This is a genomic window from Fibrobacter sp. UWB10 (genome assembly GCF_900182935.1).
GTDB classification, from domain to species: Bacteria; Fibrobacterota; Fibrobacteria; order Fibrobacterales; family Fibrobacteraceae; genus Fibrobacter; species Fibrobacter succinogenes_O.
The window spans coordinates 163949-185050 of sequence record NZ_FXUE01000005.1; the positions used below are offsets into that span (position 1 = coordinate 163949).

Consider the following 21102-nt stretch of genomic DNA (forward strand, 5'->3'; position numbering starts at 1 on the left):
CTTCATTTTTTGCGATAAAATGCCGATTATTCGAACAAATCCCTAATAGAAACTCGACGCAGGCGTATCCGAAGCGGAATGGACTTGATATACATTTTCCAATAGTCCACCTCTTCCCAAAAGATTTCGGCCGGAGCAAGCCCCAAAAGCGATAAAATTCGCTTTTTCTTTCGAATCCAGTGCTGCACGAAATTTCCGACAAATTTCTTTTTGTGCTTGCCGAAATTGCCGCCTGCGACACTGTCGCCCAGGATTTTCACACCATACTTTTCATTGGGTGTACAAAGCATTTTGGCGCGGTCGAGTTTAAAAATATGCCCTAAAACCCACATGAGGGCGCCCGCAAAATCGCGAAGTCCAAACTTTTCCAGGTTTGCCGAAATAAATTTGCGGTCCGATTCCGAGGAATGTTCAAGCAATATGTAGTAATCCAGCAGTTGCTTTAACCCCACGCCCGTGCCTAAAAAATGATGCTGAATATGCGCCAACTGCATGGCAAGCGCAAAGCGAATCGTAGGCACGTCAAAGCCTTCGGGCGTGCTTTCAGACTTCAGGATTTCTTTTTCTAAAAACGAAAGCAACCGACGGTGCGTAAACGGATTAAAATTCCCGGAAGACGGCCTAAAATGGACCTCTACCCCTACGCCACGGTCCTCTTTCAAATTGATATGATGGAACGATAATTGGACTTTCGGGTCGAATTCGAGCCCCACCTTTTGAAGCAGTTCCATAACGGCCTTTTTACCGCCTTCTACCCAAATGTCAATATCGCCAGCCTGGCGGGCATAAGGATTAGGGTAAAGCCTTGCATTGGCCGGGCCCTTGAGCACAGCCGACTTAGCCCCTTGTTCTTTGAAAAGCTGCGTGAGCCGAGCGGCCTCTTTGTTTAGCAAAACATTATGGCCTTTAACGGTTTCAGCCTCGCTTGCCCACTGGAATATTAGATCTAACGAAGGGCGCATGGCTTGGGGGAGCTTGGCAATCGCCCCGTAAGCAACACCTGCAAGCAACTGCCTTAACGCCTCGGCATGCACCAAATCCCATTGTTCGTCGGTTAATTTTTGGCCCCCGTTAAACACGGAATCTTCGGCACCTACCGCAATTCGCAGCAACTCGTACAAAGATTCTGTTTTCGAAAAAGCCATACGTTTGAAATATAGATATTCAGAAATAGCCAAAACGGCCCCAAAACGGCGCAAAATAGGTTAAAAAACGCAAAAAAACGGCATTTTTTGTGTTCACGCCCGAAAGTTTTTATATACATTCAGTGTATGACACCGCAAGCACTGAGATTATCCGAGATTACTATTTCGAATCTGCGTTCTATTCAGAGGCAGACGTTTCCGCTCAGTAGCTTTACCGCGCTCATTGGCTACAACAACGCCGGCAAAACGAATATCTTGATGGGTATTCGCTGGCTTTTGTCCAAATTTTCGCTCGACATTTCGTACTTTGACGACCCAAACCACCCTGTTGAAGTCATCGGCGTATTTGATGGCATTTCGGAACAGGTGCTAAACCGTTTGGGCGAAGAATACGCCGCCGAAGTACGCCCGTTCTTGCAGAACACTCCGCAAGGCCCTGGCCGCCTGCGCGTCAAAAAGGTGCAGCGCATTCCCAACGAAAACCCGGAAAGCCTTGAACTTTTCGTATTCGTGCCGAGCAATCACCGCAAGGGCGACAAGCGCGAATGGGTGCGTCCCAATGACGCGTTCAAGTTTGCATACCACCGCATGTTCCCGGAATCAATTGCCATTTGGGACTTTGAAGGGAACCAGGCGTTCACCAAGCTTTTGCATGAAATTTTCAAACCGCTCGAACGCCGATTCGGTAACGAAATCAACACGCTTTTGAACAAATTCGCCGACCTGCTTTCGCCGGACAGCGAAAACCGCGCCGCTGAAATCAGCATTTTTGACCGAGAAGTCAACGAGAAACTTTCGCCGCTGTTCCCGAGCGTTAAAGTGGAATTCGACATTCCCATGCCGACTCTTGAAACATTCCTCAAGAGCGCAAGTCTTAAAGTCATCGACGAAGATGACGGCTTTGAACGCGACATTAGCCGCATGGGCGAAGGTAGCAAGCGAGCCATTCAGATGGCACTGGTGCGTTACCTGGCAGACGTCAAGAAACACCACCACAACCATTACCTGAGCCGCACGCTGTTGCTCATTGATTCGCCGGAACTTTACCTGCACCCGCAGGCCGTAGAACTTGTGCGCGTGGCACTCAAGAATCTTTCGAACGAAGGCTACCAGGTGGTATTCGCTACCCACAGCGCCCAAATGGTGACTAGCGAAGACGTCAGCACCTCGCTCCTGATTCGTAAGAACAAAGAACGCGGCACCTTTATGCGTAAGCGAATGGAAGACGCCGTGCACCAGGTGGTACAAGACGCTCCGAGCCAGCTCCAAATGCTCTTTAGCCTTTCAAACAGTAACGAACTATTGTTTGCAGACTACGTGCTTTTGACCGAAGGCAAGACCGAATGGCGTGTGCTCCCGGCGCTCTTTGAACGCATTACCGGGCAGTCCTTTGCCCTCATTAAATGTGCGCTAGTTCGCCAGGGCGGCGTGAGCAACACCCGCAAGAGCATGCAAGTGCTCGACGCCATGGACATGCCTGTGCGCGCCATTGTGGACTTGGATTATGCGTTTACCACCGCGACCCGCGACGGATTCTTAGAGCCCAACGATCCCGACATCAAGTACTGCCGCGACCTGTTCCGCGAACTCGCCTTCCATAACCATTTGCGCCTGGTGAACGGACTCCCCGTCAACAAGCACAGCAACATTAGTGCTTCTACCGCCTACGCCATGATGGCAGAAATGGAAGAAGCGCAACACCCCATTCGTAGCATTCATGCCAAGCTCCGCAACCAAGGCATTTGGGTGTGGACGCGTGGCGCCATCGAAGAGCACTTGGGTCTCGAAGCTAAGAATGAACAGGCATGGAGCAAGTTCATTGAACGCAGCAAGTCTCCGGACTTTATAAAAACACTCCCCGATTACGCAGGAATCGAGGAGTTATGCCGCTGGATTATTGAAGGCAGCCACGGGAACTAGTAAGTTCCGAGCAGGCTACGTACCTTCTCCATCATAATTTTAGATTTAGCGCGAGCCTTTTCCTTACCGTAGGCAAGAATCTTGTCGATTTCTTCGGTATGGCTGAGCAGGTAGAAGTACTTTTCGCGAGCAGGGCCGAGGTGTTCTTCGAGTACGTTCTGGAGTTCCTGCTTGGCGTGGCCCCAGCCCATGCCACCAGCGCGGTAGCGGGCAGCCAGAGCTTCGGTCTGTTCCGGCGTTGCAAAAAGCTTGTACAGCTTGAACACGTTGCAAGTGTCCGGATCCTTGGGTTCTTCAATGCCCTGAGAGTTCGTCACAATCTTGCCGATTTTCTTTTTGAGAGCCTTGCTTTCGAGGAAGATGTCGATGACGTTGTCGTAAGATTTACTCATCTTGCGGCCGTCGAGACCCGGAATGATACCGGTGGTTTCCTGGAACACGGGTTCCGGAATGGTGAACACGTCTTCGCCAAAATGCTTGTTGAACTTGATGGCGATATCGCGAGCAAATTCCACGTGCTGCTTCTGGTCTTTACCAACCGGCACGATGTCTGCGCTGAACATGAGGATGTCGGCATCCATGAGGCACGGGTAGCAATAGAGGCCCATGTTCACATTTGCATCCGGATCTTCGCCAGCGGCTTCGTTCTTCGCGACCTTATCCTTGTAGGCATGGGCACGGTTCATGAATCCCTTTGGCGTAAAGCAGCTCAAAGCCCAGCTCAGTTCGAAAATTTCAGGAATGTCGCTCTGCTTGTAGAACAGGCCTTCTTCCGGGTTCAGGCCAAGAGCAAGCCAGGTAGCCGCAATCTTGTAGATATTTGCGCGCATTTCGGCGCCGTTCTGCACCGTTGTCAGGGCATGATAGTCAGCAATAAAGTAGACCGTATCGTAGGTCTTCGAAAGTTCGAGAGCCGGGCGAATGGCGCCCAGGTAGTTACCCAAGTGAGGTGTGCCGGTGGGCTTGATGCCCGTAAGAGAAATTTTTTTCATGGCGCAAATATAGGTTTATTGTTTATTGTCTTTTAAAAGCTTGTCGAAATACACAATCGTCTTTTCGAGGCCCTGGCGCAGAGGAATCGTCGGTTCCCAGCCGAGAGCAGACTTTGCAAGTTCAATGTTCGGGCGGCGCATCTTGGGGTCGTCACCCGGGAGCGGCTTGTACACGATTTTGCTCTTGGAGCTCGTGAGTTCAAGAACTTCTTTGGCAAGTTCGAGCATCGTGAATTCGCCGGGGTTTCCAATGTTGACCGGGCCAATAATCTTGTCCTGGTTCATCATGCGGATAAAGCCTTCAATCAAGTCGTCTACATAGCAGAAACTACGAGTCTGGCTTCCATCACCGTAAATGGTGATGTCTTCGCCCTTGAGAGCCTGCACGATAAAGTTACTGACCACGCGGCCATCGTTCATGAGCATGCGCGGGCCGTAGGTGTTAAAGATTCGTACAATGCGAATGTCCACATTGTTCTGGCGGTGGTAATCCATGAACAAGGTTTCAGCAACGCGCTTGCCTTCGTCGTAGCAGCTGCGAATGCCAATCGGGTTCACGTTTCCCCAGTAGTCTTCGGTCTGCGGGTGCACGGCCGGATCGCCGTAAACTTCGCTTGTGCTCGCCTGAAGGATACGAGCCTTCACGCGCTTTGCCATGCCGAGCATGTTGATTGCACCCATCACGCTTGTCTTGATGGTCTTTACCGGATTAAACTGGTAATGAATGGGGCTTGCGGGGCATGCCAAGTTAAAAATGCGGTCCACTTCCAACAGAATCGGTTCTGTCACGTCGTGGCGGATCAGTTCAAAGCGATGATTGTCGCGCAAGTGGTCGACATTCATCAAACGACCTGTAAAGTAGTTGTCAAGGCAAATGACTTCGTGACCGTCATTCAGCAGACGTTCACACAAGTGACTTCCTAAAAACCCAGCCCCACCAGTTACTAAACAGCGCATATTAAGCTCCAATTATATGAGCATAATATAGCTATTTAACGACTTGGTTCTTACCGTGTTTCTTGCCCCAATAGAGTTTTTCGTCGGCCTGACGGATATATTCCTCGTAGTCCGCAATATTTTCGCCTGTACTAAGGCCAATCGTTGCCGTAATAGAAACCTTAGAATTCTTGTAATAAACCACCTGTTCCGCAAGTTTAGCGCGGAAGTTGCTCAAAAGTTCTAGAGCATGGGAGTTATCCATCTGAGGCAGGTACAACACAAATTCTTCACCTCCCCAACGAACTGCCACGCCATTTTGAGGAAGACAACTTTCAATACACTTGCTCACCGCAGCCAAGACCTTATCGCCCGTTTCATGGCCATAGGTGTCGTTAATTTTCTTGAAGTCATCCACATCCAACATAGCCACTGAGTAAGAGGTTTCTTTTTCCTCTTTGCTACGCTTCATGATGCCTTCAAAGAATCGGCGGTTATAGAGTCCGGTCAGCATGTCATGATTGATGTTATAGTCCAGCTTTTCACGAGTGGTTTTAAGTTCTATCAAGTAAAGGTTTGACAAATAGAACAGTGTAAACAACGTAATGATCAAGTTCATGACTTTCACAAAAGAGCTGTGAAGCAGTACCAAATCCATCAGTTCCGGGTAAAGGGAATAATTAAAAACGGAAATCATGCTAATTGCAACCGCAAACATAGCTCCAATAAGCTGATATATGTGTTTTTTCCTGTTGGAATAAGGCAGCATAAAGAAAATTACCGCCACCATGCCAATGACAAAAGTCAAGGTACCAAAATGACCGCCAGAAATCAACTCCGTCATGGCAGAGAAAAAGATAATTTCGAAATAGGCAAAAGAAATCCTGAAATTTTCATTCTTGAAAATCGTAAGAATTGAAATGTACAATACAGAGCTAAAGCAGTTTAGAACCACCAGCGGGAAAAGCCCAAACTTCCAAAACAGGAACACGTTAAAAACGTGAACGCACAGACACATAATCAAGAAGATTACGGTCCTATGCTTCGAGAGCGTATTGATAAGATTTTTCGGCATTTGTTTTTCCCCTTCTTACTTGAGAAAACTTATTCTTCTTCTGAGTCCCGCGAGTCATCGCCGTAAGCAGAAGTCGCTGTCCCGTTCAACGCTACTAGCCGTATTCCTCGCAGAGTCAAGAACGGATCGTATTTATCAATCAGGGATGTTCTGCGAGCAATGGTTTTCCCCCAACCACCGGTCGCATACACGGGCATGTCGTCGCAGCCCATTTCCGTTTTGATTTTTCCGATCAGGAACTCCAACTGAGCAAGGAATCCGTACAGAAGACCTGCACGGATTGCGTCATCGGTATTGTCCGCCACCACAGCCTCGGGCCATTCAATCGTCACGGGCAAAAGGCGTGCGGCCTTTTCCGTCAAGGCATCCAAGCTTGCGTTAATGCCGGGAATAATCACGCCACCAGCAAAGGCGCCATCCTTCATGACGTCAAAAGTGGTCGCGGTCCCCATATCCACGACAATTGCATTCTTGAAGCCAGCCTCGCGCATGGCAACCACATTGCACAAACGGTCGGCACCAGCCATAGACGGGTTCTGGTAATTAATCTGCAAACCCATGCAGTTTTTGGAATTCACCACCTGCACGCGTTTTTTTAGCAAAGAATCTAAAGCCTTAATCCAGGGGCGTTCCAAAGCGGGCACCACGGTAGAAAGTCCCACGTGGGTAATCTCTTCGGACTTAATCTTGGAGAACCTCAACAGGCCGCCCACTTTATTCATCACTTCATCAGAGGTCGTTTCCTTGCGGGTAGTCAAACGCCAATAATCAACAACCTTGGTATCCTTAAAAATGCCAATCACCGTGTGGGAGTTACCCACATCGACCACAAAGGAAATCGTATTCTTCTTTTCAGCAGTCTTTTTCATCTGTAAAATTGTCTTTTCCTTAAAAGATATAATTTTTTTTCAAATCTCGAGGATTTCTATATATGTATGCATGACCAATTTATGGTATACGCTTTTGCTCGTTCTGACCGCCGCCATCTGGGGGTCGGGCTTTGTAGCCCAGATTGAGGGCAACGCCTTCGGGCCGTTCACCTTTTCGTGCATTCGTTGCTTTATCGCAGCCGGATTTTTAGCCCTAATTTTCAAAATTCTTGACATTTTCGGCAAAAGTCCGCGCAGGCCCCACAACCGCGAAGAGCGGCTTTTGCACTGGAAAGCCGGATTCTTTTGCGGGCTCGCCCTCTGTACCGCCATGAACTTGCAACAGCTGGGAATGTTTCTTGGCACCTCGGCCGGAAAATCGGGATTTTTGACAGCCTGCTACATTGTCCTTGTGCCCATCGTCAGCTTATTCATAGGCAAGAAGACTTCAATCAAGACTTGGCTATGCGTTGTCATCACGACCTTCGGGCTATACCTGCTATGCATCAAGGACGGTTTTTCGCTGGAACTTTCGGACGGAGTTTCGCTGTTGTGCGCCCTCGCCTTTTCAATCCACATTCTGGTCATCGACAAGTTCGTGAACCAGGTCGACCCGATTCGCGTTTCAGCAATCCAATTCTTGACCATCGGCATTTTGACAGCACCGCTAATGATTGTTTTCGATATGAAATTCCCGGCCATGGACTTTAGCACCGCGGCCGCCGCATTCATCAACCCAAGAGCGGTTGCAGGACTTTGCTTTGCAGCATTCTGTTCTAGCGGAATTGCCTACACATTGCAGATTGTCGCTCAAGATAAAGTAAAACCCACCATAGCTTCGCTTACGATGAGTTTAGAATCGGTATTTGCTGTACTTGCGGGCTGGGCAATTCTCGGGGAACAACTTTCGGCCCGCGAAATTTGCGGATGCGCCATCATGATGGTCGCTATCGTTTTCGCACAAATTAAGCGCTAGTTTTTGGCTTTCTTTTTAGCAGGCGTTTTTCTCGCGAACATATTTTTGGGCGAAAATCTTTTCTTGCGGCTAGCTTCACGCTGTTTTTTCAAAACCAGCAATCCGCCCACAACCAGCACGATTCCCACCAAAAGCGAAAGCAGCGCACTGCGAGTAAGGCCCGCGACAATGTAGCAGACAAAGCTGATTGCCGCCACACACAAGGCATAAGGCAGCTGCGTATTCACATGGCTCACATGATCACATTCGGCGCCAGCGCTCGCCATAATTGTCGTATCCGAAATAGGCGAAATATGGTCACCGCAAACGGCACCTGCCATACAAGCAGAAATCGAAATAATCATGAGACTGGGGTCGACACTAGAGAATGCGGCCACCACAATCGGAATCAAAATGCCAAACGTGCCCCAAGACGTTCCTGTGGAGAACGCAAGACCAATGGCCACCAAGAATATAATAGCCGGCATAAAGTTCATGAGAGCAGTCGCACTACCCGTAACAATTCCTGCCACATAGTCCTTTGCGCCAAGCGTATCGGTAACACCCTTCAGGCTCCAAGCAAGCACAAGAATAATGATTGCAGGGACCATCGCCTTAAAGCCTTCGGGCAAACATTCCAAACACTTGTTGATTTTCAAGACACGGCGACCCATGTACCAAATCACCGTTACAAAGAATGCGGCAAAGCTACCAAGCACCAGTCCAACCGAGGCATCGCTTGCGCCAAAGGCGTCTACAAAGCCCTTGTGAGCCTCTCCACTCGAAAAGAATCCGCCCGTATAAACCAAGCCCGTCACACAGAGGATAATCAGCACCACAATCGGGAAAATCAAGTCAAGCACCGTACCTTTAGCTTGATCAATATTCAGTTCTTCCATCTTGGCGCTAATCATATCGGCAGCCGATTCGCACCTTCTCATCGGTCCAAAATCAACCTTCAAAAGAACGAGAGCAAAAAGCGCCACAATAGTCAGCAAGGCATAAAAATTGAACGGAATCGCCTTCACAAAAAGACCCAGGCCATCTTCACCTTCGACAAAGCCAGTCACTGCCGCCGCCCAAGAACTCACCGGCGCGATAATACAAATCGGAGCTGCCGTCGCATCGATCAAGTAGGCCAGTTTTTCATGGCTGATTTTAAATTTATCTGTAACCGGGCGCATGACGCTACCCACTGTAAGGCAATTGAAGTAATCGTCTACGAAAATCAAAATGCCAAGAACAATCGTCGCTATTTGCGCACCGACCTTGGTTTTGATATGCAGCCTGGCCCAGTTTCCAAACGCCGCCGCTGCCCCCGACTTATTCATTAAGGCAACCATTGCGCCAAGCATTACCAAGAAAAACAGAATACCCACATTCCACGGGTCTGACACCTGTTTGACCATCCCGTTTTTGAACACAGCTTCCAAAAAGCCCGGGAAACTCCCCTGACTAATGAAAAGCCCGCCGATAAGGACGCCGACAAATAAAGAGGAATAAGCCTCTTTGGTAATGAGAGCCAGGATAATAGCCACAATGGAGGGGACTAAAGCCCAAAAAGTTCCATGAAAAAAGGATACCGCTTCTACAGCCTGCTGTTCCATAATCTAATTCCTTACATGAACACCTTAATTATAGCAAATCCTAAAAAAACGGCGAGTGCCACGCCCTGTTGACAAAAATTAACGTAAAAAATCGGAACAAAACATTCCACTTTCCAAAAATAAATATATTTTATTTACACATTTACGAGTGCAGAATTCACTACACTCTAATTGGGATTGGATGTATGAAGAAATATAAATACTTGTTGCCAGTGGCAATTATTGCCACCGGTTTTTGGGCATGCGGCGATGAGAACACGACCGCTACCGATTGTACCACAGAGCAATGCCTCATTGACAAATATGGCGAATTTAACGCAGATTCGGCAAATTTGGCCAATCAGCAGACTCACAACGCAGATTCAGGCCTTGGAATCAGCGATGGACCGAACGTGATCGGTACACCGACAGATTCTTCGGGGAACGTCAACCAAGAACCCATTGTGACGCCGCAAGATTCAAACCAAACAGGCGACCCTGCAGGCGCACAAAACGACTCAATTCCAAATAATTCTTACACATCTTCAAGTTCTTTGACCTCAGAACCCGTTGTCGGATCTTCGAGCAGCGGACACCATCATCACACTTCTAGCAGCTCCGTCGGCGACGTAAAACCCGCCGAATCCAGTTCCAGCGAAGAAGTAATTATTCCGCCGACACCCGAGAACAACTTCGTGGAAGACCACCGCAGCGAATGCCAGATCGGCAATATCCCATCTAGCGTAAACAACGCAAAACTCCCGGACCCGTTCATGGGTCTTGACGGCAAGCGCATTTCCTCGAAGGACGATTGGAAGTGCCGTCGCGAAGAAATCGGCGCCATGTACGAAAAACTCATGTTCGGTACAAAGCCGCGCAATCCCGAAAAGGTCGAAGGTTCTTACTCCGGCGGAAAGCTCACTATCAAGGTGACAGACAAGGGCAAATCCGGCAGTTTCTCCGTGAAAATCAGCAACGCGGGCACCAAGGACAAGCCGAAGCCGGCCATGATCGGTTTTGGCGGTGGCATGATGGGCGGTTGCGGAAGCCTCGGCAACGCAACGAACGGTCTCGACATCGCCCAGATTACATTCAACCCGGATGACGTCGCCCCAGAAAGCGGTGGTGGCATGTTCTTCCAGCTTTATAACCAGGGCCAAGGCACCATCATCGCATGGGCATGGGGTGTAAGCCGCATTATCGACGCTCTCGAAAAGACTCCGGAAGCGGGTATCGACGTGCATCACCTCGCCATGACGGGTTGCTCTCGTTGGGGCAAGGGAACTCTTGCCGTGGGTGCATTCGATGAACGTATCGCCCTTACTATTCCGCAAGAATCCGGTTCCGGTGGCGCATCGCTTTGGCGTGTGGGCGCTCAGGTCAACAAGCAGAAGGGCAAGCAGTTTGTGCAGGGTTTGAGCAGTGCCGGTACTGAAGGCCGCTGGATGATTTCTAGCTTTAAGAACTACGATGGCAAGGAAAACACGCTCCCGTTCGACCAGCACATGTTGGTGGCCATGGTGGCTCCGCGCGCCCTCCTCATCCTCGACAACGCTGGTCAGGAATGGCTGGGTGAAGTTCCGTCGAACTACTGCGGACAAGCTTCCAAGGAGGTCTATGACGCACTCGGCGTGACAGAGAACTACACCTACAGCCAGGAAGGCGGCCACGCGCACTGCTCGCTCCCGAACGGACAGTTCGACGAAGTCAAGGACTTTATGAACAAGTTCCTGCTCGGCAAGGACGCCAAGACGGGTAAGATTGATTATTCCAAGAATACGCAGACAATCAACTTCAAGAAGTCCGAATGGATTGACTGGGATACACCGACTTTAAATTAACTCCTCGAGAAATCCAGACACCTCAAAGACCTCCGACGCTAGTCGGGGGCCTTTTTTGCATATCTTTTTTGCATATTTTTATGCGTTTTGCCCTATTGAGCCTTGACAAAGCCCCTAAAATTTTCTCTATTTGGAGGCACATTTTTAAGTTTAACCCTTAACGGAGAAACAACATGCCTTGCGGAAAGAAAAGAAAGCGCAGGAAGATTGCGACTCACAAGCGTAAGAAGCGCCGTCGTCGTGACCGTCACAAAAAGAAACTTCGCTAATATCCGTTAGCATTCTATTGTGATTTCCTGTTAAAGACGGAGTGTAAAAGCTCCGTTTTTTAATTTTTTTTGTTTTACGGGCTTGCCCAAAGGAATCAAAAAATGATTGATCGCAACAAGCACTTCCTCCGCCTCATGGACTGGAGCGAAGAAAAAATCCTGGAAACTATCGAAATCGCTTCTCGCCTGAAGGCAGAAGTCCACGCCGGCAAGGTATCTGACCGCCTGCACGGCCAGAACATCGCCATGTTCTTCGAAAAGCCCTCGCTGCGAACTATCACGACTTTCCAGGTGGGCATGAACCAGCTCGGCGGCCACGCCGTGTTGCTCGCCCCGGATTCCATTGGCCTTGGCAAGCGCGAAAGCGTCAAGGACGTCGCCCGCTGCCTTAGCCGCTGGGTGAACGCCATCGTGGTCCGCTGCTTTAAGCAGGACTTGGTGGAACAGCTCGCCGAATACGGTAGCGTGCCGGTCGTGAATGCATTGACCGACGACTATCACCCGTGCCAGGCAATCGCTTTTGCCCAGATGATTTGCGAAAACCTCGGCGGTTTCAAGAACGCCGATGGTAAGCCGAAGACCGTCGCCTTCATCGGTGACGGCAACAATGTGGCCAACTCCTTCCTCGCCCTCGCCTCCAAGGTGGGTATGAACTTCACGCTCGCCTGCCCGAAGGGCTTTGAACAGCCCGCCAAGGTGGTCGAAGAAGCTCAAGAAGGCCTGAAGAAGCACGGTTGCCAGTACCGCGTATTCCACGATCCGAAGGAAGCCGTCAAGGACGCCGACATTCTTTATAGCGACGTGTGGGTTTCTATGGGTCAGGAAGGCGAAAAGGCTACGAAGCAGTCTCACTTCTTGCCGTTCCAGATCAACGACGAACTCTTGAAGCTCGCTCCGGCTCACTGCAAGGTCAGCCACTGCTTGCCGGCTCACCGCGGCGAAGAAATCACGGACTCCGTGATGGACAACCTCGACGTGAACATGAGCTTTGAAGAAGCGGAGAATAGACTTCACGCACATAAAGCTGTATTATGGCAAGTGATGGAACCTTTTGCTAAATAAACTTCGCGATACTTCGTTGCGCTCGCACCTCACGTACGAATTTGTACGCTACGGGCGAGCGACGCCTCGTCTCACTCGTTTCTTTAACAAAATGTGATTTATATTTTTTATTTTGGAAAAAAAGCTCGGCGGTGCCGGGCTTTTTTGTTAAGGTGTTTTTGAAATTTTATTAGATGTAGTCTGGAATTACGCCGGTTCGTTGAATTTCTTTGCAATAGGCTTTCATATCCGCCACAGTTTCAGAGAAATAGCGATCTATATTCCCCGCCGAGACTTCTTCCGAAACATATTGGGTAACCATTCTACCATCGCATTCCACGTTCGTTTCTAGGCCTGTCGCAGCACCAAGGTCAAGAGTTTCAGCCTTGACCTCGGCACAAAACTCATCAATTTCGGCCTGAGAAACCGTATTTTCGAAAACATATTCAGTCGTGACCAGAAGAATTCCGTTCTTATATTCCAAAGAAAAATACATCGTGCCCGAGTCCGGTTGCACCGCAGCAAATTGGAAGTAGTCACTCAAATCCTTCGTGACACTGCAAGTCGCTCCTGTATCAGACGTTTCCGACAGATAAGCATTCATCGTTTTACAAACGTCTTCTGCAGATTTCAAAGCGTCATCAAAGCCCATTTCGGCATCCTCGACTTCGTGAATCGTCATGGAATGGTCTTCGCATGTTACGGTCGCATTCTTCGTGAGAGCATCTTGTTTGTTCACCTCACACAGCGCCTCAATCTTTGTCGCCGGTACAGATGCATCGTATACGGTCACGTAATCAATTTCCGCCTGGCCACCTGCAATTGTTGTCGTAACCGTCGACAATGAACTGCCATCATCTATTTTCATGACAAAGGAATTTGCGGAAGTTTTTTCTACAGAACAAGGAACATCGGCAGAAGCATTCGAATTGCCAGCATCATTATTCACAGCCGCATTATTTTCAGCAGCATTATTATTTGCCTCACCAGACTGATCCGTATTATTCACCTGGGGTCGATCCTCGTCTTTCGGCGAAGTAGAACTTTCAGAATCGCAAGCGGTAAAGACGAAAGCCGCCATTGCGGCGGACAGGAATAGTTTTTTGAGCATATAACCCCTTTTTAGAATAAAACGTTTACCTTCTTAATATAACATATAATTGTTCAAAAAGTACGGATAGTTCATCGCCTGGGCTTCTGTAAGCCGGCCTAAAGTCAGGCACTTTTCATGCATTTACGCAATTGTATAAATCTTTTTACAAACAATTTATTAGTACAACATTATCCACATTAAATCTCATTCCATTTGCACAGCACACATTTCACGAATTACGTTGTACCAATAACAGCAAACAAATTATAATTTTTATTCTTTCCATACAATTCTTTTGTTTGTAAAAACTTAATTAGATTTTTCATACAAAAGAGTAATTTTTATGATAAATGCATCACTGCAATTTTTAGCAGCACAGTTAAACCAGTACCTACGACGAAAGGCACAAACACAAGAAGATATCGTTGTTGTGTCGAGAATAATGGATAATGACGGCCGCGAATCGGAACATACAACCAACAAGCTCGTACTGTTTTTAACGAATGTCGAAAAAGATACGATGGCACACACCAATTCGAAGCCGGAATACGATGGCTTTCGTAACATTGTGCGTTCAAAGCCCGTTTTCTTAAACCTGCACGTTGTTCTCGCAGCAAACTTCAAGCCAAAGCTTTACGAAGAATCGCTCAAATACTTGTCTAAGGCGGTCGGATTTTTTCAGGACCACAGCATTTTTGACCGCACAACATCTCCTGACCTAACCAATGGTCTCGAAAAGGTAATCATCGACGTAGAAAACCTGGACCTTCAGGAATTATGCAATTTGTGGAGTGTTACAGGCTGTAAATATGTACCCTCTGTCGTATACAAGGTTCGCACTGTTGCGCTCGGAAGCGGCTACTCTTATTACCGTCCATACGTCATTCACGTTCCAGACGATGCCGCTATCGGAGCCTTCTAATGAATTACGGAATATGGGCAGACATTTTAGTAAGCCACGAGTACTTTTGTGGAAAGTACAGCGATTTCACTTTTGTTCCGGAGCTGGATTCTGAAACGACGATTCGCCGCGAAGGGTTCCTGATTCAAGAAGCAATCGGAGGCATTCGCCTGATTGCCCCTGAAGAAGCATTCGCAAGCAAAATTGAACTCGTTTTTTGGGTATATCCGACGGATCGCAACGTTTGGAGTGCGACCGACTTCGAAAACATTCCCGAAGACAGCATCGCCTTCGCCAAAATAAGCCAAGGTTCTTTGCAATGGGAATCTTGCACCAAGGATAAGATTCCCGAAAACATGCAAGTTCCAAAGCCCCTGTTCGGTATCGCTATAAGCAACCAGAACAACGTTGACAACAGCAGGGTCACCATACCGCTCAAGACAAAGCACCTAAAATGGCGTTACAACATTTCCGGGCTATCCGTAAACAGGCCCGTGGAAATTGTAGGCTACAAGCCCAATACAGACGCCCCTTCTTTTGACATTGTCGAAGAGCACGCCGACACAATTGTCTTTATGTCGCAACAAGACATTCCCCTGCGTTACGGAGCCCCACCGCTTTTCCAATTGCGCGAAAAGAATTCTTCAAAGGCAATTATAAAATGCCTGCCGAACATGGACGCAAGATCCATCGCAACCGTTTGCCTCGATAAAAATAGGCGCGAAATTGTAGCAGAATCATTTATTAACACATAACCCCATAGGAGATAAAAACAAAATGTCTGCATCCTATAAAACCCCCGGCGTCTATCTTGTCGAAAAAGACGCCTTCCCCAGTTCCGTAGTGGAAGTTGCCACGGCAATTCCCATGTTTATCGGCTACACCGAAAAGGCCGAATACAAGGGTCAGTCCGTATTCAACAAGCCATTCCGAATTTCATCTTTCGCAGAATACAGAGCTGTATTTGGCGAAAGCGCCCTTATGCGCTTTACGCTCGAAGACGGCAAGGTAACGCCGCCCAAGGTACGTTTCCGCCTGTTTGATGCAATCCGCATGTTCTACCAGAATGGCGGCGCCTCTTGCTACATTATGTCGGTAGGCCCCTATGGTGAAGAAATTTCGGAAAAGGCCTTGACCGAGGCAATTGTCCCGTTCGAAAAGGAACAGGAACCCACCTTGGTCGTGATTCCTGAAGCGGTTTCGCTCGAATCGGCAGACGCATGCGCCAACGTTCAGAACGCCATGCTCGCCCACTGCGCCAAAATGAAGAACCGTTTTGCCATTCTCGACGTTTATGACGGCTACAAGGAACCGCGCGAATGCATTTCGGACTTCCGCGAAAAGGTCACGAACTTCTTGAATTACGGTGCCGTTTACTATCCGTGGCTCAACACGAGCGTGGTTCAGTCGAACGAAGTGACTTTTGCCAACGTTGAAAACGTAGACGCTTTGGCCAAGATGCTTACGGACGCCGTGCCCGCAGAACCCGCCACGAAGGCAGAACAGATTAAGGCCGAAATCGACAAGATGGCTGCCGCCGACGTCAAGGACGAAGCTGCCGTGCAGACCATTCACCGCACGCTCTCGGTCATTTGTCCGAATTACGCCACCATTATGGACCTGGTTCGCGAACAGCTGAACCTGATGCCGCCTACTGGCGCAATCGCTGGTATTTACACGATGGTCGACAACTCCATCGGCGTTTGGAAGGCTCCGGCAAACGTTGGCGTGAATGGCGTGATTTCTCCGGCAATCAACCTCACCAACGAAGAACAGGAAGACTTGAACGTTCCTATTAACGGTAAGGCCGTTAACGCTATCCGCACCTTCGTGGGCGACGGCAACAAGGTTTGGGGCGCACGCACGCTCGACGGCAACAGCCTCGATTGGCGCTATGTAAACGTTCGCCGCACCATGATTATGCTCGAAGAATCCATCAAGCTCGCATCCAAGGCATTCGTGTTCGAACCGAACACCGCAAACACTTGGGTCACCATGAAGGGCATGATTAACAACTTCTTGACAAGCATCTGGAAGCGTGGCGGCCTTGCAGGCTCTAGCCCGGCAGACGCATTCGAAGTGTACGTTGGCCTCGGCGAAACCATGACGCCCGAAGATATTCTCGAAGGTATCTTGCGCATTACGGTCAAGGTCGCTTTGATCCGCCCGGCTGAATTCATCGAAATCACATTCCAGCAACAGCAGCAAAAGTCCTAATAGGAGGTAAACAAAATGGCAGAAGATGGATCTACTCAATCCGCAAGCATATGGCCCATGCCCAAATTCCACTTCCAGGTAAAGTGGGGCGACCAGGAAATGTCTTTCCAGGAAGTCACGGGTCTCGATGCTCAGTCCGAAGAAATCAAGTACCGTACCGGCGATAGCCCGATTTATTCCGTTATCAAGATGCCCGGCCTGATCAAGTACAGCAATGTTACTATGAAGAAGGGCATTTTCAAGGGCGACAATAAGTTCTGGGATTGGTTCAGCCAGATTAAGATGAATACGATCAAGAGGATCGATATTACAATTAGCCTGCTGGACGAAGAAAATAACCCGGCTATGACTTGGACACTCAAGAACGCTTGGCCCACCAAGATTTCTGGTTATGAACTCAAGGCCGAAGGCAATGAAGTTGCTGTCGAAAGCATCGAAATTGTCCACGAAGGCATGACGATTACTAACGGCTAAGAAACCCCATGGCAGATAAAGTCGAATGGCCGCTTCCTGTTGTGTTCCACTTTTCCGTAAAGCTGGGCAATTCAAAAGTTGCATTCAGCGAGGTATCCGGATTGGAAACCTCTATCGAGACAAAGGAAGTCCACAGCGGGGGCGACAATTCGACTGTCTACCATTTACCTCAAAAAGTAAAGTTTTCCGATTTAGTCCTAAAACGTGCCGTACTTTGCGAAAGCGACCCGCTTTACAGATGGTGCACAAGCAGCATGAATTCCATGACGAACGCATTCAGGGTTACACCCAAATCAATCGAAGTAACTCTGTTAGACGAAAAAAACACACCCTTAGCAACATGGACATTCAATGGTGCGTACCCTGTAAAATGGTCGTTCAGCACGCTTAACGCCATGAAGGGTGAAATCATGATAGAAACCTTGACGATGAAATACTGGAACGTGAAAAGGACTCTTTAAAATGTCATTGGAAATCAAGAACCTCAGTATCAATGTCAGAATTGAAACGGACGAAAGCCTTCAAAAAGCGCCCGCATCTCTTAAGGAAGATGTTTTAAAGGAATGCAAACGTTTAATTGAAGATTCCATGCGTCAGAATCAGGAGCGATAGTAATGGACGGCCAAAATAAGATGACATTCGAAGCTTTTCGTGAACACGACGGGCAGCTTTCGGCAATTAGCGATCGAAAGCCATTTACCGTTATGTTAAACCCAGACAGTCTGTCATTTTCAGCCTCAATCAACTACAGTAGTTATCGGGACACGGCTTACAGTGTTTACTCATCTCAATCTGCGCCTACCATTTCTATTCCGACAATTTATTTCGATACGACAGGAGTTGTTCCCAAAGAAGAATGGCCTCAAGGCTGTTCCACCATCAAGCAGATGGTAACTAAATTAAAAAAAGTCGTTTACGATTTTGATGGGGAGTCCCACCAGCCGCCCGTCGTAAAATTAACCTGGGGCGACTACACCTATACTGTACGAGTTACAAAATTCGACGTCAAGTACACCCTATTCAACGTAACCGGCGAACCCGTTCGAGCTGAAGTATCTATTGGAGCTAAATATTTTTATCTCGATTGGAAAAATACAGAAAAAAAATCTCCGGACTTAACGCACCTTGTAGAAGTTAAAGCTGGCGACACGCTCCCGCTCATGTGCAACCGAGTCTACAACGATTCTTCGTACTACCTTCAAATTGCACGAATCAACGGACTCACCAATTTCAGAAATTTAAAACCTGGAACCATGTTGGAATTTCCACCAATTAGGGATTAATATATGCCAGAATCACCATTGAAAAATACCGGCGGAGTTGTTGAATGCGTTTTATTTTGCAAGGGCAAAGCATTGCCATCGACCGCGCAAATTGTTACGGCCGACGTGGATTACCGAATCAACAGTATTCCTAAAGCGACCATCACCATTGCTGACGGTGACATGCCTACCGGCAAATTCAACCTGTGCGAGGGAGACCAATTAAAGCCCGGCGAAGAAATAGAACTGAAAGCAGGCTACTCAACAGATCTTAATTCCATTTTTAAGGGCGTAATCACACGTCTTGGAATTTCGGTATCAGAAGACGGCAAGAGTTGCACCAAAATAGAGTGTCGACACAAAGCCATCGCTCTCACCGAATCGAGACATAACGCCAACTACCAAAATAAAAGCGACGATGACATTATCAGCGCCTTAGCTTCAAAATGCGGAGTCAATTCTTCTATTGGCGGCGGGCCCCATAAAGAACTGATGCAATACTACTGTACTGACTGGGACTTTATCATGACCCGCGCCGAAGCGAACGGTTGCTGGCTGCTTGCCGACCAAAGCGGTACCACCATAGAACCTATCGCAGCCAAAGGAAATTCAGAACTTTCACTCACTTGGGGCACAGACATTATCGAATTCAACGCAAGTGTCAATTCAGAACACCAAGTGCAAAATGTAGAAGCCAGATCTTGGGACATTACCAAGCAAGAAATGATTTCCAATAAATCGGGCGTACAGTCTGTGCAAACGCAGGGGAACTTGAGTTCTAGCGACCTTGCAAAGGCACTTTCTATATCCGACCAGGTTCTACAAATCAATTCCCAAGTCGACAAAGGCATTTTGGGCACTTGGGCAAAAGCCGAACAATTAAAGAACGAACTTTCGCGCATCAGCGGCAGCGTCAAATGCACCGGCAACGTGAAGGCGAATTTAGGCAAAATGGTAAAACTCGATTACTTGGGATCGCGATTCAATGGCGACGCGCTTGTATCGGGAATTCACCATCACATGGAAGTCGGTTCATGGACAACGACCCTTTCTTTTGGAATGAAAAAAGAATGGTATGTCGAAAAATTCAACACCATGGCACCGACGGCAGCAGGCTACAACTGCGGCATTACAGGGCTTTTAACGGGAATCGTTCTCCAAATCAGCGACGACCCCGACCAGCTCAATCGAGTCAAAGTCAAAATTCCCTTGATGCAAAACGAACAAGAGGGCGTATGGGCCCGCTTTGGAGTTCCTTACGCTTCGGAAGGATACGGGAGTCTGTTTTACCCCGAAGTCAACGACGAAGTGATTCTTGGATTCTTTAACGGAGACCCTTCTAGCCCCGTGATACTCGGGAGCCTGTACAGTTCTAAGCGGCAAGTTCCGCAGGAGCTTGAGAAAAAGAACAACACCAAGCAACTGCTAACTCGCGAAAAACTGAGCGTCACTTTTGACGAAGAAAAGAAATCGATTACGGTTACGACTCCCGGAAATAGGAAAGTCGTACTGGATGACGACGGCAAAAAAATAACCCTAGAAGACCCCAACGGAAACAAGGTCGAAATGTCCGATAGCGGAATCAATCTCGAAACCAAAAAGGACGTTACCGTCAAAGCAACAGGAAAGTTCAAAGTCGACGCCAAGGGCGGTATTGAACTCAAATCGACCTCAGACTTGAAAGCCGAAGGATTAAATGTAGAAATCAAGGCAAAAGTCGGGCTTAAAGCGCAAGGGACCGCAACTGCAGAATTTTCAGCATCAGGGCAGACCACCGTCAAGGGCGCCATGGTCATGATCAACTAAAGGAAACACAAAATGCCTCCAGCAGCAAGACTTACAGATATGCACACATGCCCCATGCAAACGCCCGGAACCCCGCCCGTGCCGCATGTCGGCGGGCCCATTGTGGGTCCCGGCGTTCCGACCGTGTTGATCGGGGGCATGCCCGCAGCTGTCATGGGTGACAGCTGCGTATGCGTGGGGCCGCCTGACACGATTATCAAAGGATCTGCCACAGTCATGATTGGCAAAAAGCCGGCCGCACGCATGGGCGATTCTACCGCGCACGGCGGCACAATCGCCCTGGGATGCCCCACGGTGCAAATCGGAGGTTAAATGAGCGCACTCACCTTTTTAGGCCGCGGATGGAAATTCCCGCTCAAATTCGAGAATGGCGCAGTCGCCATGTCTGAAGCCGATGAAGACATCGACGAAAGCCTGCGCATTTTGCTCGGGACCTACCCCGGTGAGCGCCTGATGCGCCCGACTTTTGGCTGTCGCCTGCGCGACTATTGCTTTGGCGACTACGGCGAAAACACCCTCGCACGAATCAAAGAAGAAATCGAGCGGGCCATATCCAATTTCGAGCCGCGAGTCGAAATTGAAAACATTGACACCAAAATGAATTTAACAGAGGACGTTCTAGAAATCAATATCATTTACAAGGTGATTGCCACCAACAGCCGCCGCAATTTAGTTTACCCGTTTTACATAAACGAAGGTACAGACGTTACAATTTAAGGG

21 protein-coding genes are annotated in these 21102 nt (G+C 48.5%); 14 read left to right on the forward strand and 7 right to left on the reverse strand.

Going from position 1 to position 21102, the window contains the following annotated elements:
- Nucleotides 1–26: 26 nt before the first annotated feature.
- Nucleotides 27–1145: a nucleotidyltransferase domain-containing protein gene (locus QOL41_RS12155; protein ID WP_283429973.1), complete on the reverse strand. Its 1119-nt coding sequence runs from the start codon at nt 1143–1145 to the stop codon at nt 27–29.
- Between the two features lie 126 nt (nt 1146–1271).
- Between QOL41_RS12155 and QOL41_RS12160 the strand changes: the two genes are divergently transcribed.
- Nucleotides 1272–3065: an ATP-dependent nuclease gene (locus tag QOL41_RS12160; RefSeq protein ID WP_283429974.1), complete on the forward strand. Its 1794-nt coding sequence runs from the start codon at nt 1272–1274 to the stop codon at nt 3063–3065.
- On the opposite strand, the gene trpS is transcribed toward QOL41_RS12160, so the two are convergent.
- The 4 genes from trpS to QOL41_RS12180 are packed head-to-tail and all read right to left on the reverse strand — an operon-like array spanning nt 3062 to nt 6937.
- Entirely contained in the window at nt 3062–4057 is a 996-nt protein-coding gene (gene trpS / locus QOL41_RS12165; protein ID WP_283429975.1) for a tryptophan--tRNA ligase, read from the reverse strand. The two genes, QOL41_RS12160 and trpS, sit on opposite strands and share 4 nt — an antisense overlap.
- 15 nt (nt 4058–4072) lie before the next feature.
- Nucleotides 4073–5014: a UDP-glucuronic acid decarboxylase family protein gene (locus QOL41_RS12170; protein WP_163437844.1), complete on the reverse strand. Its 942-nt coding sequence runs from the start codon at nt 5012–5014 to the stop codon at nt 4073–4075.
- 31 nt (nt 5015–5045) lie between these two features.
- On the reverse strand, nt 5046–6068 hold the full coding sequence (locus QOL41_RS12175; RefSeq protein ID WP_283429976.1) for a GGDEF domain-containing protein: 1023 nt from the start codon (nt 6066–6068) through the stop codon (nt 5046–5048).
- 29 nt (nt 6069–6097) lie between these two features.
- On the reverse strand, nt 6098–6937 hold the full coding sequence (locus QOL41_RS12180) for a type III pantothenate kinase (RefSeq protein WP_283429977.1): 840 nt from the start codon (nt 6935–6937) through the stop codon (nt 6098–6100).
- A 70-nt stretch (nt 6938–7007) separates the two neighbouring features.
- On the opposite strand from QOL41_RS12180, the gene QOL41_RS12185 reads away from it, so the two are divergent.
- Nucleotides 7008–7913, forward strand: a complete 906-nt coding sequence (locus QOL41_RS12185) for a DMT family transporter (RefSeq protein WP_283429978.1) — start codon at nt 7008–7010, stop codon at nt 7911–7913.
- On the opposite strand, the gene QOL41_RS12190 is transcribed toward QOL41_RS12185, so the two are convergent.
- Nucleotides 7910–9499, reverse strand: coding sequence for a Na+/H+ antiporter NhaC family protein (locus QOL41_RS12190; RefSeq protein WP_283429979.1), 1590 nt, complete (start codon nt 9497–9499; stop codon nt 7910–7912). The two genes, QOL41_RS12185 and QOL41_RS12190, sit on opposite strands and share 4 nt — an antisense overlap.
- A 185-nt stretch (nt 9500–9684) precedes the next feature.
- Here QOL41_RS12190 and QOL41_RS12195 point away from each other — a divergent pair, with 185 nt between their 5' ends.
- Nucleotides 9685–11319 (forward strand): glucuronyl esterase domain-containing protein, encoded by a 1635-nt coding sequence (locus QOL41_RS12195; RefSeq protein WP_283429980.1) that lies wholly within the window; start codon nt 9685–9687, stop codon nt 11317–11319.
- A 371-nt stretch (nt 11320–11690) separates the two neighbouring features.
- The gene (gene argF / locus QOL41_RS12200) at nt 11691–12650 is read left to right on the forward strand and encodes an ornithine carbamoyltransferase (RefSeq protein WP_173652705.1); all 960 of its coding nucleotides are present in this window, start codon (nt 11691–11693) and stop codon (nt 12648–12650) included.
- Between the two features lie 169 nt (nt 12651–12819).
- Here argF and QOL41_RS12205 read toward each other — a convergent pair whose 3' ends face one another.
- Nucleotides 12820–13740: a hypothetical protein gene (locus tag QOL41_RS12205; RefSeq protein WP_283429981.1), complete on the reverse strand. Its 921-nt coding sequence runs from the start codon at nt 13738–13740 to the stop codon at nt 12820–12822.
- 325 nt (nt 13741–14065) lie between these two features.
- Between QOL41_RS12205 and QOL41_RS12210 the strand changes: the two genes are divergently transcribed.
- Genes QOL41_RS12210 through QOL41_RS12250 form a run of 10 tightly spaced genes read left to right on the forward strand, consistent with a single transcriptional unit; the run spans nt 14066 to nt 21099 of the window.
- Nucleotides 14066–14644, forward strand: coding sequence for a Pvc16 family protein (locus QOL41_RS12210; protein WP_173652707.1), 579 nt, complete (start codon nt 14066–14068; stop codon nt 14642–14644).
- Entirely contained in the window at nt 14644–15378 is a 735-nt protein-coding gene (locus QOL41_RS12215) for a hypothetical protein (protein WP_283429982.1), read from the forward strand. Before QOL41_RS12210 ends, QOL41_RS12215 begins: the two co-directional genes overlap by 1 nt.
- 22 nt (nt 15379–15400) lie before the next feature.
- The gene (locus QOL41_RS12220; protein WP_173652709.1) at nt 15401–16840 is read left to right on the forward strand and encodes a phage tail sheath family protein; all 1440 of its coding nucleotides are present in this window, start codon (nt 15401–15403) and stop codon (nt 16838–16840) included.
- A 15-nt stretch (nt 16841–16855) separates the two neighbouring features.
- Complete coding sequence (locus tag QOL41_RS12225) at nt 16856–17314, forward strand: phage tail protein (protein WP_173652710.1); 459 nt, start codon at nt 16856–16858, stop codon at nt 17312–17314.
- An 8-nt stretch (nt 17315–17322) separates the two neighbouring features.
- Nucleotides 17323–17775, forward strand: coding sequence for a phage tail protein (locus QOL41_RS12230; protein ID WP_283429983.1), 453 nt, complete (start codon nt 17323–17325; stop codon nt 17773–17775).
- A 1-nt stretch (nt 17776) separates the two neighbouring features.
- Nucleotides 17777–17926, forward strand: a complete 150-nt coding sequence (locus QOL41_RS14285) for a DUF5908 family protein (protein ID WP_502846886.1) — start codon at nt 17777–17779, stop codon at nt 17924–17926.
- 2 nt (nt 17927–17928) lie between these two features.
- A complete protein-coding gene (locus tag QOL41_RS12235) occupies nt 17929–18597 on the forward strand; it encodes a CIS tube protein (protein WP_283429984.1) in 669 nt (222 codons plus the stop codon).
- Between the two features lie 3 nt (nt 18598–18600).
- Nucleotides 18601–20382, forward strand: a complete 1782-nt coding sequence (gene vgrG / locus QOL41_RS12240; protein ID WP_283429985.1) for a type VI secretion system tip protein VgrG — start codon at nt 18601–18603, stop codon at nt 20380–20382.
- Between the two features lie 12 nt (nt 20383–20394).
- On the forward strand, nt 20395–20694 hold the full coding sequence (locus QOL41_RS12245) for a PAAR domain-containing protein (RefSeq protein ID WP_283429986.1): 300 nt from the start codon (nt 20395–20397) through the stop codon (nt 20692–20694).
- Nucleotides 20695–21099, forward strand: coding sequence for a GPW/gp25 family protein (locus QOL41_RS12250; RefSeq protein WP_173652716.1), 405 nt, complete (start codon nt 20695–20697; stop codon nt 21097–21099).
- The last annotated feature ends 3 nt before the right edge of the window (nt 21100–21102 follow it).

Coding starts and splice junctions, on each gene's coding strand:
- argF (WP_173652705.1), top strand. CDS start 11,691: ATGATTGATCGCAACAAGCACTTCCTCCGCCTCATGGACTGGAGCGAA.
- QOL41_RS12235 (WP_283429984.1), top strand. CDS start 17,929: ATGGACGGCCAAAATAAGATGACATTCGAAGCTTTTCGTGAACACGAC.
- QOL41_RS12225 (WP_173652710.1), top strand. CDS start 16,856: ATGGCAGAAGATGGATCTACTCAATCCGCAAGCATATGGCCCATGCCC.
- QOL41_RS12190 (WP_283429979.1), bottom strand. CDS start 9,499: ATGGAACAGCAGGCTGTAGAAGCGGTATCCTTTTTTCATGGAACTTTT.
- QOL41_RS12250 (WP_173652716.1), top strand. CDS start 20,695: ATGAGCGCACTCACCTTTTTAGGCCGCGGATGGAAATTCCCGCTCAAA.
- QOL41_RS12220 (WP_173652709.1), top strand. CDS start 15,401: ATGTCTGCATCCTATAAAACCCCCGGCGTCTATCTTGTCGAAAAAGAC.
- QOL41_RS12170 (WP_163437844.1), bottom strand. CDS start 5,014: ATGCGCTGTTTAGTAACTGGTGGGGCTGGGTTTTTAGGAAGTCACTTG.
- QOL41_RS12210 (WP_173652707.1), top strand. CDS start 14,066: ATGATAAATGCATCACTGCAATTTTTAGCAGCACAGTTAAACCAGTAC.
- QOL41_RS12180 (WP_283429977.1), bottom strand. CDS start 6,937: ATGAAAAAGACTGCTGAAAAGAAGAATACGATTTCCTTTGTGGTCGAT.
- QOL41_RS12230 (WP_283429983.1), top strand. CDS start 17,323: ATGGCAGATAAAGTCGAATGGCCGCTTCCTGTTGTGTTCCACTTTTCC.
- QOL41_RS14285 (WP_502846886.1), top strand. CDS start 17,777: ATGTCATTGGAAATCAAGAACCTCAGTATCAATGTCAGAATTGAAACG.
- QOL41_RS12245 (WP_283429986.1), top strand. CDS start 20,395: ATGCCTCCAGCAGCAAGACTTACAGATATGCACACATGCCCCATGCAA.
- QOL41_RS12205 (WP_283429981.1), bottom strand. CDS start 13,740: ATGCTCAAAAAACTATTCCTGTCCGCCGCAATGGCGGCTTTCGTCTTT.
- QOL41_RS12175 (WP_283429976.1), bottom strand. CDS start 6,068: ATGCCGAAAAATCTTATCAATACGCTCTCGAAGCATAGGACCGTAATC.
- QOL41_RS12160 (WP_283429974.1), top strand. CDS start 1,272: ATGACACCGCAAGCACTGAGATTATCCGAGATTACTATTTCGAATCTG.
- QOL41_RS12155 (WP_283429973.1), bottom strand. CDS start 1,145: ATGGCTTTTTCGAAAACAGAATCTTTGTACGAGTTGCTGCGAATTGCG.
- QOL41_RS12215 (WP_283429982.1), top strand. CDS start 14,644: ATGAATTACGGAATATGGGCAGACATTTTAGTAAGCCACGAGTACTTT.
- QOL41_RS12195 (WP_283429980.1), top strand. CDS start 9,685: ATGAAGAAATATAAATACTTGTTGCCAGTGGCAATTATTGCCACCGGT.
- trpS (WP_283429975.1), bottom strand. CDS start 4,057: ATGAAAAAAATTTCTCTTACGGGCATCAAGCCCACCGGCACACCTCAC.
- QOL41_RS12185 (WP_283429978.1), top strand. CDS start 7,008: ATGACCAATTTATGGTATACGCTTTTGCTCGTTCTGACCGCCGCCATC.
- vgrG (WP_283429985.1), top strand. CDS start 18,601: ATGCCAGAATCACCATTGAAAAATACCGGCGGAGTTGTTGAATGCGTT.